We start from the raw sequence: 15,015 nt of genomic DNA, 5'->3' as shown, positions 1-15,015 counted from the left end.
CCCTATGAACAGGCAATACTACAAAATATCGCCAAAACTACAGATAGGGAGGAACACACATACATGGATATTATGGCAATTGTTATCTTTGTACAGATCTTTTTCGGTATAATTATCGGACTGTACTTTTGGAATTTGTTAAAAAATCAGCGAACCAGCAAGGTTGCCGTAGATAAAGAATCAAGAAAAGAGATGGAGCAGTTGAGAAGGCTAAGGTCGATTTCGCTATCTGAGCCATTAAATGAAAAAACAAGACCTAAAAGCTTTGAAGAAGTTGTCGGGCAAAAAGAGGGGATTCGGGCACTAAAGGCTGCCTTATGTAGTCCAAATCCACAACACGTGATCATCTACGGACCACCTGGAGTGGGTAAAACAGCGGCCGCGCGGCTAGTTTTAGAGGAGGCCAAAAGGAACAGCAAATCGCCCTTTAAGCTGGATGCTAAATTTGTTGAGATTGATGCGACCACCGCAAGGTTTGATGAACGTGGGATTGCAGATCCACTGATAGGTTCAGTACATGATCCGATATATCAAGGAGCAGGAGCTATGGGGCAAGCAGGAGTTCCGCAACCGAAGCAAGGAGCGGTAACAAAGGCGCATGGTGGGATGCTTTTTATTGATGAAATTGGAGAACTTCATCCTATTCAAATGAATAAATTATTAAAGGTATTAGAGGATCGCAAGGTCTTTCTAGAGAGTGCCTATTACAATGAAGATAATGCTAATATACCTAATCATATTCATGATATCTTTCAGCACGGTCTTCCGGCAGATTTTCGTCTTGTTGGTGCCACAACCAGAACTCCAGATGAAATCCCCCCAGCAATCCGTTCAAGGTGCTTAGAAATCTTCTTTCGCTCTTTAAAGCCAGGAGAGATTGCACAAATCGCGAGGAAGGCGATGGAGAAAATTCAATTTGAATATGAAGAACAAGCGATTGAAGTCATTACTAAATACGCAACAAATGGAAGAGAAGCGGTTAATGTTGTACAAATTGCAGCGGGTATTGCTATGTCTGAGGAGCGTAAAAATATTAAAACAGCAGATGTAGAATGGGTCGTCCACAGTAGCCAGATCTCACCAAGACCGGAGAAGAAGATTCCAACGCAACCACAGATTGGGCTTGTGAATGGCCTAGCTGTATATGGACCAAATATGGGTGTACTCCTTGAAATTGAAGTCATTGCTAACCCAGCTAAAGAAAAGGGAAGGGGAAGCATTAATATTACAGGTGTGGCTGAAGAGGAAACGATGGGTGGGGGGAATCGTTCTATCCGTCGTAAATCAATGGCCAAGGGGTCAATAGAAAACGTATTGACTGTTTTAAGAAGAACGGATATTAATCCATATCAGTATGATTTACATGTTAATTTTCCTGGAGGAACACCAATTGATGGACCATCCGCAGGAATTACGATGGCCACCGCCATCTATTCAGCTATTAAAGAAATACCTGTAGATAATAAAATGGCTATGACAGGAGAAATCAGTATACACGGTCGCGTAAAGCCCATAGGTGGAGTAGTAGCGAAGGTAGAAGCAGCGATACAGGCTGGAGCAACAAGAGTTATTGTACCTAAGGATAACTATCAGGCAATATTTGAGGAAATGAAGGACATTAAGGTGATTCCTGTCGAATACCTTAGAGAGGTTTTCGACCTTGCTTTAATGGAGAAAGAGCAAGTCGAGGAAGAAACCATTGAAATTCCACAAACGGCAGACATTCTATCTGCTACCTCAAGTCCAATTTAATACCAAAGCATCCTTTCTTCCCTTTAGCAGAAGAATAGATCAGAATGGGAGCTTCGAGAAATCTGGAGCATATGACGTTATCGTTAGACAAAAGGTTCTAGAATAAGATAAAATGTTACTCAACACCCAAAGTCTTATGAAAAACTACAAAAATCAAGAACGAATAGAATCAGGAACCGCATTTGGAGGTGTAGATTTATGGGGGACGTTAAAGGTCGTTTAATTCCGCTATTGCCATTAAGAGGGCTGCTTGTATATCCTACAATGGTTTTACATTTAGATGTAGGGAGAGAAAAATCAGTTAAAGCCCTTGAGCAGGCCATGGTGGATGATCATAAAATTTTACTATCTACTCAAGAGGATCTGCATATAGATGATCCAGAAGAAGATGAAATTTATCAGGTTGGTACGATAGCTAATGTAAAGCAAATGCTTAAGCTACCTAATGGCACAATTCGAGTTTTAGTTGAAGGACTAACACGAGCCCAGATCAAAGAATTTGTAACAAACAGTGAATATATTCAAGTTCGGGTTGATGAGCTTGCCGATGAGGATGATCATTCACCTGAAACAGAAGCTCTGATGAGAGCCGTATTAAAGCAATTTGAACAGTATATTAAGTTATCAAAGAAAATATCTGCTGAAACTCTAGCGACTGTTCATGATATTGAAGAGCCGGGACGACTAGCAGATGTGATTGCTTCACATCTCACGCTAAAAATCAAAGAAAAGCAGGAGATCCTGGAGACAACGAATGTGCGCCAACGTTTGGAATTTCTTTTGGGTATTCTGAGCAATGAGAAGGAAGTCCTTGAACTCGAGAGAAAAATTGGTCAGCGTGTCAAAAAGTCGATGGAAAAGACACAGAAGGAATACTACCTTAGGGAACAGATGAAGGCTATTCAGAAGGAGCTTGGGGATAAAGAAGGACGGACAGGAGAAATTGAAGAGCTTCGCCAGCAAATGGAGAAGGCCAATGTTCCTGAACGGATAAGAAAAAAAATAGAAAAAGAGCTGGAGCGCTATGAAAAAATGCCTCCAACATCTGCTGAGAGCAGTGTCATCCGCACTTATATTGATTGGTTGTTATCCATACCTTGGTCTAAGCAATCAGAAGGACAAATTGATATTAATAAAGCAGAAGAAATTCTAGATGAAGACCATTATGGTCTAGAAAAGCCCAAAGAGCGCGTGCTTGAGTATCTTTCTGTTCAAAAGCTAGTGAATAAAATGAAAGGACCTATTTTGTGTTTAGTGGGTCCTCCAGGGGTAGGGAAAACGTCATTAGCGCGTTCTATTGCTAGGTCACTAGAAAGGGAATTTGTTCGCATATCATTAGGTGGAGTTCGTGATGAGGCTGAAATTCGTGGACATCGCCGAACTTATGTAGGCGCTATGCCAGGCCGAATTATTCAAGGAATGAAAACGGCAGGAACCATAAACCCCGTTTTTTTATTGGATGAAATTGATAAGATGGCTAGTGATTTCAGAGGTGACCCTGCTTCAGCCATGCTTGAGGTACTTGATCCTGAACAAAACAGCACATTTAGTGATCACTATATTGAAGAACCTTATGATTTATCAAAGGTTATGTTCATTACGACAGCAAACTCGACTCATACGATTCCACGTCCATTGCTTGATCGAATGGAAATGATCTATATTCCAGGCTATACTGAGGTAGAGAAAAAGCATATTGCCTTAAATTATTTGCTGCCTAAACAGAAGAAGGAGCACGGCTTGAGTGGGAACTCTCTGCAGGTGAAGGATGAATCAGTGGTTAAGGTCATCCGCCGCTATACGAGAGAGGCTGGAGTTCGTAATCTGGAGCGTGCTATGGCAACAATTTGTCGTAAAGCCGCTAAGATTATCGTGTCCGGAGAAAAGAAGAGAGTGGTTGTAACGGATAATACACTTGAAGATTTATTAGGAAATCCTAAGTTTCGCTTTGGGTTAGCAGAGGTAACTGACCAAGTAGGTGTGGCGACCGGTTTAGCGTGGACGGCTGTCGGAGGAGACACCCTTAGCATTGAAATTACCGTCTTGCAAGGCAAAGGAAAGCTAACGTTAACAGGGAAGTTAGGAGAGGTTATGAAGGAATCGGCTCAAGCCGCCTTTAGTTACATTCGTTCTCGAGCAAAAGAGCTAGGAATTGAGCCTGATTTCCATGAGAAAAAGGATATTCATATTCATGTTCCTGAAGGAGCTATTCCAAAGGATGGTCCATCAGCGGGTATAACAATGGCGACTGCGCTAGTATCCGCCTTATCTGGTACTCCGGTTTCCAAGTTTATTGGGATGACAGGAGAGATTACATTAAGGGGTAGAGTTTTACCGATTGGTGGACTGAAGGAAAAATCCTTAGCTGCCCATCGTGCTGGACTCAAAACCATTATCATGCCAAAGGACAACGAGCAGGACATATCGGAAATTCCCGAAAGTGTCCGTGAAGACTTGACGTTTATTCCTGTGGAGCATATGGATGAAGTGTTAAAGCACGCATTAGTGAAACAAAAGGCACACGCGGGAGAGAAATAAAATGAAAGTAACGGAAGCAGAATTAGTCATAAGTGCTGTCGGCCCTAAGCAATACCCAAATAATGCCCTGCCAGAAATTGCTCTGGCTGGGCGTTCTAACGTAGGAAAATCTTCTTTCATAAATAAGATGATTAACCGTAAAAGCTTGGCTAGGACGAGCTCTAAGCCAGGAAAAACGCAAACATTAAATTTTTATAAAATTAATGGGGGCTTCATGTTTGTTGATGTTCCAGGCTACGGCTTTGCTAAAGTTTCAAAGACTGAGCGTGAAAAATGGGGACAGTTTATAGAGGAGTATATTTCTACGAGAGAACAGCTAAGAGTGGTTGTTCAATTAATCGATATTCGTCATGAGCCTTCAAGGGATGATAAGGCGATGTACGAATGGTTAACCTATAATCAAATTCCATGTATCATTGTGGCTACAAAGGTAGACAAGATTCCAAAGGGGAAGGTTCAGAAGCATGTGAAGCTGATTAAGGATTCATTAGGAGCAAAAGGAACGTTAATCATTCCTTTCTCGGCTGAAACAGCACAAGGCAAGGATCAGGCATGGAATGCATTAATGGGTTATATTCGTTCAAAGCCGTTCAGAGCAGAAGAAGAGGAATAAAAATAAGAACTCATATAAAGATATTAATGATAGTCTAAGCTAAAGTACACTGTTCAATTTCTGAACATGGTAACAAGGCTTAGATTTTTTTTGACTTTTTAAATCCTTAAACGCTCCCATCCTTTACTATTGAATTTATAGGAGAAACATGCTTTAGTAGAGTTAGAAAATACAAAGAATGATTATTACAAGAGGATGGGAGAAACGCTTCATGTTAGAAGAGCCTATTTTTTTTGTGCCTCAATTTCAAGATAGAATTTGGGGAGGGAATCGATTAGCGAGCTTTAACTATCAGCTACCCTATGAAAAAACAGGAGAGTGCTGGGCTATTTCAGCGCACTCAAATGGACAGAGCATAGTGCGAGACGGTGCTTACCAAGGTAGTTCTCTTGCTGATTTGTGGGAGAATGAAGCTCAATTATTTGGTCCTCAAGTTCAGGGAGAGTTTCCTTTACTAGTAAAAATATTGGACGCGAGTGATGATCTTTCTGTACAAGTGCATCCTAATGACACTCAGGCCCAACAGCTAGAAGACAATGAGGCTTTTGGCAAGACCGAATGCTGGTATGTTCTAGATGCTGTAGAAGGGGCTGAACTGATTCTTGGTCATCACGCTAGCTCTCCGGAGGAGTTTATGCTAATGGCGGAGGAGCAACGCTGGAATGAGCTATTGGATAGAATTTCGATAAAAAAAGGAGATTTTTTCTATGTTCCAAGTGGAACCATTCATGCCATTGGCAAAGGGGCTTTAATTCTTGAAACTCAGCAAAGCTCGGATACGACCTATCGAGTCTATGATTTTGATCGTGTAGATCAAACAGGCAAAAAAAGAGAATTACATTTGGAGAAGGCCATAAAAGTAACCATGTTTCCTCATCAATCATGCGTTATTCCTCCAAAGATTCTGATTGATCAAGAAGCTGGAAAGGTAAGACAGCTTATTTCTAGCGATCTTTTTAATGTATACCATTGTCTTAATCACCAGTCCCTAAGGCATCTAAAAGGAGCTGCTTATCTACTAGTTAGTGTTGTGGATGGAGAAGGGGAAATTGTAGTTAACGATCGCAACTCCTATTCTGTTCAAAAAGGTGATCATTTTATTCTACCCTATGGTGTGCAAGCTTGGGAAAGCAGGGGTGAGATAGAGCTGATATGGAGCCATACGTAAAAAAACTTTCAACCCCTTCATTTTAAGCAGGAATATTTAGTTTCAATGGCAAATTATACATATTAATATCCTTTGAATTTAAAATGTTAAAGGGATTAATTCCTGTAAGGAGGGTGAAGTGTTTTGAGCACTAGATATGTGCGTAAGAGCTTAAACAAGTCAAGGGATTTTTTGAAGACAGGTAAGGAAGAATTAAGGAATGATAGTATTAATTCTGGGGTAAGCGCTTTGTACTACGCTGCATTCCAAGCTGTTTGTGCTGTAGTGCTCTCTGACGGAACACCGAACACTTCAGGAATAGTCACAGAAAAACAAGTACTTGATTATCTAGAGGAAAGATCAAATTCTGATCTATTTGCCTTCTACAAAAATTTGATGTATTTGAAACATAACGCAAGCACGAACTTGCAGGAGGTTCTTCCTTTAAATGAAGCGATGAGCTTGAGTGAGAGAGTGGAGAAATTTATCCAAGCAATAGATATTCATTCTGATGCTGCAGCGGCTAAGGAATTTACTCTATTCGAGGAGAAAAAAGTGGACATAAATCGAACTGAAGAGACAAATAGAGAACCTGTACAGCCCTTGAATACCCCGGTATTGAAGAAGGGTTCTACGATTGAGGAGGCGATTTCAAGCTTACGCTCTCCTGTAAAGTATCAGTTTAAAGAGGTGACCGTTGAAGAGGCTTTAATTAATATACACATGGAGACAGAAAATAGAGAGGCTTTTCATCTTGGAGTAATACAAAAAAACAGTTTCTTAACCAGTGTACCTGTATCACCAAATCATTTCGAAAAATTACTAAATGGAAACATTTCATTTGTTTTTATCCCTAATTTAGTAGGAGAATTTATAGAGGTTGTTGAAGCTTCCGAATCATCTATAGGAAAGGCTGCACAGTTTACTGGAAGAATGATCACAGCTAAAGTTGTAGATACTGAGCCTTTTAAGGACAATGACTATATAGTTGCAACCATTAGTCCAGTTATTTTTAATGCAGAATAATTAGACATATTATGAAACTCGAGCGATTACTTTCTATAGTTGTATTATTATTAAACCGAAAGAAGGTTCAAGCCAAAGAGCTTGCTGACTTATTTGAGGTTTCAGTGCGGACGATCTACCGAGATATTGAGTCCATTAATCAAGCAGGGATACCGATTGTGACCCTGCAAGGGGCAAATGGTGGTATCGGACTGGTGGAAGGCTATAAATTAGATCGAAATATTTTAACAAATAATGAGTTGACCGCTATATTTACAGCTCTTCAAAGCTTATCAACGACTCATGCCAATACAACACATCAGCTTCTTCTAGAAAAGCTTAGTAGTATTGTTCCAACAAATGACGCGGAGCGTTTCCTAGAGCAAACAAAGCAATTTATTATTGACCTTTCATCTTGGAGTGATAATCCAGAACTAGAAAATAAGATTGAACAATTAAAGAAGAGCATAGAGAGGCAATGGGTTGTAACTTTTTTATACTGTAGTCCTCAAGGAGACAGAACTCATAGATCAGTTGAGCCCTATACGTTAGTGCTGAAGAGGCACAGTTGGTATCTTTATGCCTTTTGTCAGAATAGGGAACGTTTTCGCCTTTTCAAGCTTCAACGGATGAAAAACATTGATCTGACTAATGAAGCTTTTGTCAGAGAATCGATCTCATTAGCTGATATTCCTTGGCAGAAGGAGTGGAATAAGCCAGCCAACCAGCAGAAAGTAGTGCTTCGTTTTCACCCTAAGACACATCAACTAGCTGAGGAATGGTTTGGGGTTGAAAAGCTTAACAAGGATAAGCAAGGATACTATGTGGTAGAATCTTTGTTTCCAGAAGATAACTGGTTGTATGGTTTTATTTTAAGCTTCGGGGCAGGAGTTGAGGTTCTAGAGCCTACCCATCTTCGGCAAAAAATTAAAGACATAGCTAAGCAAGTGGGGAATCAATACGCTGAATCTAAGCAATATAATTAATTATTATAAGGTATAAAGTCTCAATGAACCTGACACTAGGGTGTCAGGTTCATTTTGTTACACTTGTATTGAAAACAAAGAGGGGGATTAGATACTATGTACAGTAAGACAATGGAGGAGTTCGAGACATTTGTAGACTATGTGTCTAACTTAAAAGTGATATCGGAAGAGCAGTGGATCACTCCACTAGGAGAAGGAAAGTGGACATTAAAGGAGATGGTTTGTCATCTTTGGAATTGGGATCAATACAATTTAGAAGAGATGGTTCCACTAATGGAGGATGGGGCAGCTTTACCGCCTTTTATCGATATTGAAAAGCATAATCAGGAGGCTCTTAGGAAAGCAGCTGAATTTAAGGATGGAGAAGCTGTTCTAGTAGCTTTCTTAGAAACAAGGAAGGCTTTTGTTCATGCTCTTAAGAAGAAGTATGATTCTTCTATGAAATTTACGATTGGTAAAGGGAAGAGAAAATACTCTATCGATGGGTTCCTGAAAATTTTTGTCCACCATGATCAGCATCATAAGAAGCAACTTACTCCTTTTTTAGGAGAGGATTCTTCCCTTTCGGGAGAAACAAGAGGTCTATGTGAACCAACAAGTATCGTTGAGATTGATGAAACTCACTTGATCGGCTTAGCTATGAAAACTAATAATGCTATAGAAACGAGTGACAAGCCACAAATTCCTGAGCATTGGAACCAATTTTGGAAGCTTGGCTTGTATGAAAAGCTTGACCAATTGGCTGAATCTCCAGCTATCTACAGTGTTTATTATGACTATGAAAAAGAAGTGGATGGTGAATATAAGCTTCTCATTGGATATTGTGTGGATGACTCTGAACAAGAGATAAAGGATGTCATAAAAAATAGTCGAGGTAGGCAGAAAGAGCAGGAAGAGGGTGATTTACAGGAAATCATCCTTCCTGCGGCAAGATATGTAATTTTTACAACGAACAGGGGACCCATCTATAAGATTATCTCTGAAGCCTGGGAATATATTTGGAAATGGACTGAGTCTACCGATTTGGAAAGAGCGTACACAGGGGATTTTGAGCTTTATGATGAGCGTAGTATAGACCCTGAAGATGCTCAAATTGATATTTATATTGCCATTAAATAGGTCCATATCTGTTTTTACACGGTGCTAGAAACCATTTCTATACTGTGTTGAATAGTTGTTTTTTACAACAGGTTCTTTATTTGTTCGAAGATGTTGAATGAGTTCTTCTCCCACATCTAGGTTTTCTTTAACAAGCTCAGGTGGGGTTAGAGCCATCCATTGATTAAGGGAGATATCAGCAAATGTAGAACTCTGAAACATTTCTAAAAACCACAGTGTTTCACTACCTGTATTTTGGATATAATGTCCAAAGCCAAAAGGTACGTAACCAACATCTCCAGCCTGATAATCAAAGGTTCGAGCTGTACCATCAGCTGCAAAGACAGTCATTCTAGCTTTTCCAGTGAGATAATACTGCCATTCATCATTATTCGGATGCCAATGCATTTCTCGCAGAGCTCCAGGCTCAACCTCTACTAAAGCGGCAGCTATTCTTGTGGAGATGGGAAAGTTTGTGGAGTCTACAATTCGAACAGTTCCTCCAGGCGTCCGAAGAGGTGTTTGAGCTAATAATCGGTGTGTCAGAGATAAAGGTGGCAACGTAGATGAATCCGAAGTTTTCTGAGAGGGTATTGGACCAGGAATCTCACCCTGAAATATATATTTTTGCTTGGATGGAATGGAAGCAAACTGTGCAACTTCTACTCCAAAGTTAGCTGAAAGGACTTCCTTTGGTGTACGAGCAAACCAATCGGAAATTGTGAATGTATCATTTTCAGAAAACCCACCGTCATCAAAAACAAGTAAAAATTCACATCCATCATCTAGGCCCTGTATGGAATGAGGGATACCTGGAGGGAAATACCAAAGGTCTCCAGCTGTAACATCATGAATAAAGCTCCGACCATATTGATCAACAGCTGTGATACGAGCTGTTCCTAAAATCATAAAGGCCCATTCTGCTTGTGTATGCCAATGTAATTCTCGAACACCTCCAGGGGTCAAGCGCATGTTTACTCCGGCGAGAGTGGTTGCAATTGGAAGCTCTCTTTTTGTGACCTCGCGTGACCAGCCACCATACTCTAAGCGCATATGTGTATCAGAGAATGAGAACCTTAGATTAGGTACAGTTCCTGAATCCGTTGCTGGTGGGACAAGTAAGTTAGGGTTTTGGAGGTCACGCATGACATTTCTTGGACCCAAATCTGTTGCTCCCTTACCATCTTTCCTTATAGGCTGTGGGATATTCCTGTTATCAGGGGCATCCTGTGAAGGTTTTACCATTAAAACACCTCTTTCAAAGACATGTAAATCTAGAAGGTCTTTATCATATATATGATCTGAGTTCTCTGACATTCCTGAATGAAAGAAACGTTAGGAATACTATTTCGTGTAGGAAACACAATACTAACCAATATAGTGGCTTGAGGAAGTTGACTTGCTCCTATAATAAAATGTTATAATTACAACTATTGAATCTAACACTAATCTTTATCATTTAGTGAATGTCTTAACGTATCGTTTAGGGGGAAGATGCATGTCAGGAAAGATTATTATATTCTCAGGGTTTAGCGGAGTGGGGAAGAACACCATTATTAATGAGTTGCGAAATAGATACCCCTCCTTATTATATATCCCTTCTATGACCACAAGAGCAATGAGGGATGGTGAAACAGAAGGTATTCCTTATTTTTTCGTATCCAAGGAGGAGTTTAAAAATAGAATTGCTAAGCAATTTTTTATTGAGTACGAACAGGTTCATGAAAATTGGTATGGGACTCCAAAGGATAAGTACTATGAAGCTTTAGAACAAAATAAAGTTGTTATTAAGGACATTGATGTCAATGGTGCATTACGAATGAAGCAGGAATTTAATGGAGATGTTGTCCTTGTTTATATTGAACCACCAAGCGTTGATGAGCTAAAGGAACGCCTTGTTACCCGTGGAGATGACATGGATGATATTATTAAACGTCTAAAGCGCGTAGATCACGAGGCTTCAAAAAAACCATACTTTGATTATGCTGTTGTGAACGATGATCTAGAGAAGGCGATTGCTCAATGCGATGACATTGTTCGTCATGTTATGGAAGGAATAATGAAATAGAGCTTACTCATATATCTAAGATTAAAGGCAACTTTTTAAAGAAAAAGCTGCCTTTTTTACACTATCAGAATTTATAAGGTTTCTTTTTTGTTTTTTAGGGGTAAATAAAATTTGAATTCGTTTTGAACATAGGAGAAGGGTGTGTCAACCTAATGAGTAAAATGAAGTGGAAGCCTATATGGACATATAGTTTACTTATTGCAATTTTTGCTCTTTCAGGATGCTCTGATGCCGAAGCGAAGAATGATCAGACACTCGATTACTTAGAAAACACTCTACAATACGATGAAAGCTCTTTTCAATCATTGGATGAAAATACAACGGAGTTACAGGTAGAGGGCTTCGATCCAGAGGTAGGTCAGGCTATTGCCAGCTTACCGATATGGGAGTCATCTTCACCGATAACGACTCAAATACCAACGGTTATGGCTGGAATTAGAAGTGGTCAATTAGACTCCATAATAAATGATGGAGAGCTTACCTATAATGATATCCCTGTTATTGATTTCAGAGCAAATGAGCTCATGGTCTCCAGCGTACCTATTCCCAAAGAAGAGTATGAAAACGAGTTTATAGTAGGAGACGAAGAAGGAGAAAAGGGAGAAGACGCTAAAAAGAATAAGAAAAAGCGGTGGCCCTCGTTATAGGACAGATATCCTATAATTTCTAATAGTGTGTCCTAAAACAAAAAACTGTCATTCCGTATTGGAATAACAGTTCTATTTTTTTCTTCAAGCATTCTAAAAGAAGGTCCTCCTAAAAGCTGATATCATTTAACTAATGGCGTGGTCTCCTAATTAGAAGAAGCAAGCCTAATCCAATGAGTAGAGACGGCCAAATAATATCACTAGACATCCTAAACCAAGTTCTAAGATTGAAGTCAAAAACATTCCCTAAAATGACCAGAGCACCAATTACAATACATATTAGCCCTAGCAGAAATGAGGTGCTGCTTCCAGAGCGCTGAGAATAACTTTTTTCATCATTGTAATCATCCATACTACTATTTGAAGAGTTCTGCATAGCAGATTCATTTTGAGTATATTCCTGCTGTTCATCAGTTTCTTTGTTTATCTTTTGAGTACGATGATTTCCTGGTTCAGTAGGAATGATGATCATAGCTATTAGGTAAGCAATAACCCCAAAGAAAATTTGACCAAGAAAGATCGAGGCGATAACCCAAATTAATCGGATCAATACAGCGTCTACGTTGAAGTATCTGGCTATTCCTCCACACACACCGTCTAAAATTTTGTCATTTCTCGACTTATATAATCTATTCTGCATGGACTGCCCCCCTCACTTTCCAGCATTTTGGCTAGAAATTATATAACATTTGATCTTGCATCCACTCTAGTGTACCATGATTTACAGTGTTTTGGGAAAAAGTGTAGGGATTAATTCAAACAGTTTTCACAAAATCAAGCTTTTTATTTCATATGTTTCGTCTATTTTTGTTATAATATTAAGCGACAAGACTAGTAGCGGTTTTTTAGGGAAAAATGATTGTAGATTTAGTTTTTTGTGGGGGTGAGTCGCTTGCACATTTTATCTATAGGAATTAATTATAAAAAGGCCCCAGTTCATATTCGTGAGAAATTTACGATTGATGCTGATCGCTTACCAGAAGCTCTAATTCAGCTTCGCCAAATGAAAAGTATCCTAGAATGTGTCATTGTAGCTACATGTAATAGAACGGAAATTTATGCTGTAGCGGATCAACTGCATACGGGACGTCACTTTATAAAGACCTTCATGTCTGAATGGTTCCAAGTGGGCAAGGAAGATTTTGCTCCCTATCTTGACGTTAAGGAAAATGAAACAGCATTAAAGCATTTATTTGAAGTTCCTGCAGGATTGGATTCAATGGTGCTAGGTGAAACTCAGATTCTAGGACAAATTAAGGATGCTTTCTTTATGGCTCAAGAGCAGGGTACAACAGGTACTATTTTTAACATGCTCTTTAAACAGATGATTACGATGGCCAAAAGAGCGCATGCTGAGACTCAAATTGGTGAACACGCGGTATCTGTGAGCTATGCGGCCATTGAGCTAGGAAAAAAGATTTTTGGTCATTTTGCCGGAAAGTCGGTCCTTATTTTAGGTGCAGGGAAGATGAGTGAATTAACATTAAAACATCTTGCTGGACAAGGTGTTACAGATATATATGTGGTGAATCGGACATTTGATCGAGCGCGTGAGCTAGCAGCAAAAATGAATGGGCAAGCTTATGAGCTTAATCAGCTAGCAGATTGTTTGGCTAAAGTGGACATCGTTATCAGTTCAACAGGTTCTAACGAATATATGGTGGATAAGGCTTTAGTTGAAAAAGTGATGCAAAAACGTCAGCATCATTCCCTGTTTTTTATCGATATAGCTGTACCACGTGACCTTGATCCTGACATTCATCAAGTAGAGAACGCATTCCTATATGATATTGATGATCTAAACGGAATTGTACAGGCTAATATACAGGAACGCCAACGTGAAGCTGAAAAAATTCAGCTGATGATTAAGGATGAAATTGATCAGTTTCAAAAGTGGGTTCACACTCTTGGTGTTGTCCCTATTATCTCAGCGCTGAGACAAAAAGCGTTAGCTATTCAGGATGAAACGATGCAAAGTATTATGAATAAATGTCCAGAGTTAGATGAAAGAGAATTGAAGGTGATTCGTAAGCACACGAAGAGCATTATTAATCAATTGCTTCGTGATCCTATTACTAGGGTTAAAGAGATGGCTGCGGAGCCTCATTCTAAGGAATCTCTAGATATGTTTACTCAGATTTTTGCCTTAGAGGATGAGCTTGTAGAGCAGGAGAAAATTGAAAATGCAAAGCAGCTTGCACAAGCTATAGAAAATAAAAGGAAACAAACACTAAAGGAATCGGCTTCTGTCAAACTTCCTATTATGTATCAGTAAAGGGAGGTTAGCAGGTGCATATACAAAGTATTTTGTATGATTTAATTATTGTAATCTATGCCTGTAGTGTCCTTTTCTATTTCTTTGATTTCTTACAAAACAACCGGAAGGCAAACAAAATTGCCTTCTGGTTGCTTTCTATTGTTTGGATTTCGCAGACGATTTATGTCAGTCAAGTGTTTCTTCAGGAGGCACTTCCATTTTGGTCGAAATTTGATACATTGTTTTTGTTTTCGTGGTTACTCATTACGTTAAGCTTATTGGTGAATATCTTTTTTAGAATGGATATCTTTTTATTCTTCACAAATGTGGTCGGATTTTCAATTATGGCTATGAGCATGTTTTTGGAGAGCAGAAACATTTCAGAGGAGCTAGCTACTCATTTTACATCAGGATGGCTAGTTATTCATATCACAATGGCCTTTTTAAGCTATGCGGCCTTTACTCTTTCTGCTATATTCTCGGTCATCTATCTCTATCAGCATAGACTATTAAAACAAAAAAAGTGGAATAATCAAATGAAGAGGGGGCCTAGCTTGGCTCAACTGGACAAGGCTTCTTTTTTTCTTAATATTGCCGCTGTTCCTTTGCTCTTTCTGAGCCTTATATTGGGCTCTATATGGGCTTTTCATACGCTTGAAGGGGCGGAGTGGATATTTGATTCAAAGGTTATTCTATCCGTTTTTGTTTTACTTATGTATACCATTTATTTATTTCAGAGGGTTGTACGAGGCTGGACAGGTAAACGGATTACAGAGCTAAATGTAATCTGCTTTTTCATCCTTGTTGTGAACTATGTGTTATCAAATCTATTTTCTACCTTCCATTTATGGACATAAATATGGCTAGCGACTGGTTAGCCCTGCTCATTTGCATTTTACCAATG

13 protein-coding genes are annotated in these 15,015 nt (G+C 39.3%); 11 read left to right on the top strand and 2 right to left on the bottom strand.

From position 1 onward, the window contains the following. Positions 1-63: 63 nt before the first annotated feature. From lonB to J2S11_RS01145, 7 genes are all read left to right on the top strand, one after another. On the top strand, positions 64-1,752 hold the full coding sequence (lonB, locus tag J2S11_RS01175) for an ATP-dependent protease LonB (protein ID WP_307389789.1): 1,689 nt from the start codon (positions 64-66) through the stop codon (positions 1,750-1,752). A 198-nt stretch (positions 1,753-1,950) separates the two neighbouring features. After that, entirely contained in the window at positions 1,951-4,290 is a 2,340-nt protein-coding gene (gene lon, locus J2S11_RS01170) for an endopeptidase La (protein ID WP_307389786.1), read from the top strand. A gap of 1 nt (position 4,291) precedes the next feature. After that, entirely contained in the window at positions 4,292-4,903 is a 612-nt protein-coding gene (gene yihA, locus J2S11_RS01165) for a ribosome biogenesis GTP-binding protein YihA/YsxC (RefSeq protein ID WP_307389784.1), read from the top strand. Positions 4,904-5,114: 211 nt separating this feature from the next. Next, positions 5,115-6,071 carry a type I phosphomannose isomerase catalytic subunit gene (locus tag J2S11_RS01160; protein WP_307389782.1) on the top strand — a complete coding sequence of 319 codons (957 nt, stop codon included), beginning with the start codon at positions 5,115-5,117 and terminating at the stop codon, positions 6,069-6,071. Between the two features lie 123 nt (positions 6,072-6,194). Beyond that, entirely contained in the window at positions 6,195-7,076 is an 882-nt protein-coding gene (locus J2S11_RS01155; RefSeq protein ID WP_307389779.1) for a hypothetical protein, read from the top strand. A gap of 11 nt (positions 7,077-7,087) precedes the next feature. Further along, positions 7,088-8,041, top strand: a complete 954-nt coding sequence (locus tag J2S11_RS01150) for a helix-turn-helix transcriptional regulator (RefSeq protein ID WP_307389776.1) — start codon at positions 7,088-7,090, stop codon at positions 8,039-8,041. A 96-nt stretch (positions 8,042-8,137) separates the two neighbouring features. Continuing rightward, positions 8,138-9,160: a DinB family protein gene (locus J2S11_RS01145; RefSeq protein WP_307389772.1), complete on the top strand. Its 1,023-nt coding sequence runs from the start codon at positions 8,138-8,140 to the stop codon at positions 9,158-9,160. Between the two features lie 24 nt (positions 9,161-9,184). On the opposite strand, the gene J2S11_RS01140 is transcribed toward J2S11_RS01145, so the two are convergent. Continuing rightward, a complete protein-coding gene (locus J2S11_RS01140) occupies positions 9,185-10,384 on the bottom strand; it encodes an oxalate decarboxylase family bicupin (RefSeq protein WP_307389769.1) in 1,200 nt (399 codons plus the stop codon). Between the two features lie 253 nt (positions 10,385-10,637). Here J2S11_RS01140 and gmk point away from each other — a divergent pair, with 253 nt between their 5' ends. Together gmk and J2S11_RS01130 are read left to right on the top strand one after the other, a co-directional pair. Next, the gene (gene gmk / locus J2S11_RS01135) at positions 10,638-11,207 is read left to right on the top strand and encodes a guanylate kinase (protein WP_307389766.1); all 570 of its coding nucleotides are present in this window, start codon (positions 10,638-10,640) and stop codon (positions 11,205-11,207) included. Between the two features lie 152 nt (positions 11,208-11,359). Next, the gene (locus J2S11_RS01130) at positions 11,360-11,854 is read left to right on the top strand and encodes a hypothetical protein (protein WP_307389763.1); all 495 of its coding nucleotides are present in this window, start codon (positions 11,360-11,362) and stop codon (positions 11,852-11,854) included. Positions 11,855-11,984: 130 nt separating this feature from the next. Here the strand turns inward: J2S11_RS01130 and J2S11_RS01125 are convergent, their stop codons facing one another. Next, entirely contained in the window at positions 11,985-12,494 is a 510-nt protein-coding gene (locus J2S11_RS01125) for a PspC domain-containing protein (RefSeq protein ID WP_307389761.1), read from the bottom strand. Between the two features lie 252 nt (positions 12,495-12,746). Here J2S11_RS01125 and hemA point away from each other — a divergent pair, with 252 nt between their 5' ends. Both hemA and J2S11_RS01115 read left to right on the top strand, forming a co-directional pair. Further along, positions 12,747-14,129 (top strand): glutamyl-tRNA reductase, encoded by a 1,383-nt coding sequence (gene hemA, locus J2S11_RS01120; protein WP_307389758.1) that lies wholly within the window; start codon positions 12,747-12,749, stop codon positions 14,127-14,129. Between the two features lie 14 nt (positions 14,130-14,143). Then, positions 14,144-14,968 (top strand): cytochrome C assembly family protein, encoded by an 825-nt coding sequence (locus J2S11_RS01115; protein ID WP_307389755.1) that lies wholly within the window; start codon positions 14,144-14,146, stop codon positions 14,966-14,968. Positions 14,969-15,015 lie beyond the last annotated feature (47 nt).

Origin of the sequence: Bacillus horti, from assembly GCF_030813115.1 — a bacterium.
Taxonomy (GTDB): Bacteria; Bacillota; Bacilli; order Caldalkalibacillales; family JCM-10596; genus Bacillus_CH; species Bacillus_CH horti.
This window is presented reverse-complemented; position numbering and strand designations above follow the sequence as displayed.

Coding starts and splice junctions, on each gene's coding strand:
- lonB (WP_307389789.1), top strand. CDS start 64: ATGGATATTATGGCAATTGTTATCTTTGTACAGATCTTTTTCGGTATA.
- lon (WP_307389786.1), top strand. CDS start 1,951: ATGGGGGACGTTAAAGGTCGTTTAATTCCGCTATTGCCATTAAGAGGG.
- yihA (WP_307389784.1), top strand. CDS start 4,292: ATGAAAGTAACGGAAGCAGAATTAGTCATAAGTGCTGTCGGCCCTAAG.
- J2S11_RS01160 (WP_307389782.1), top strand. CDS start 5,115: ATGTTAGAAGAGCCTATTTTTTTTGTGCCTCAATTTCAAGATAGAATT.
- J2S11_RS01150 (WP_307389776.1), top strand. CDS start 7,088: ATGAAACTCGAGCGATTACTTTCTATAGTTGTATTATTATTAAACCGA.
- J2S11_RS01145 (WP_307389772.1), top strand. CDS start 8,138: ATGTACAGTAAGACAATGGAGGAGTTCGAGACATTTGTAGACTATGTG.
- J2S11_RS01140 (WP_307389769.1), bottom strand. CDS start 10,384: ATGGTAAAACCTTCACAGGATGCCCCTGATAACAGGAATATCCCACAG.
- gmk (WP_307389766.1), top strand. CDS start 10,638: ATGTCAGGAAAGATTATTATATTCTCAGGGTTTAGCGGAGTGGGGAAG.
- J2S11_RS01130 (WP_307389763.1), top strand. CDS start 11,360: ATGAGTAAAATGAAGTGGAAGCCTATATGGACATATAGTTTACTTATT.
- J2S11_RS01125 (WP_307389761.1), bottom strand. CDS start 12,494: ATGCAGAATAGATTATATAAGTCGAGAAATGACAAAATTTTAGACGGT.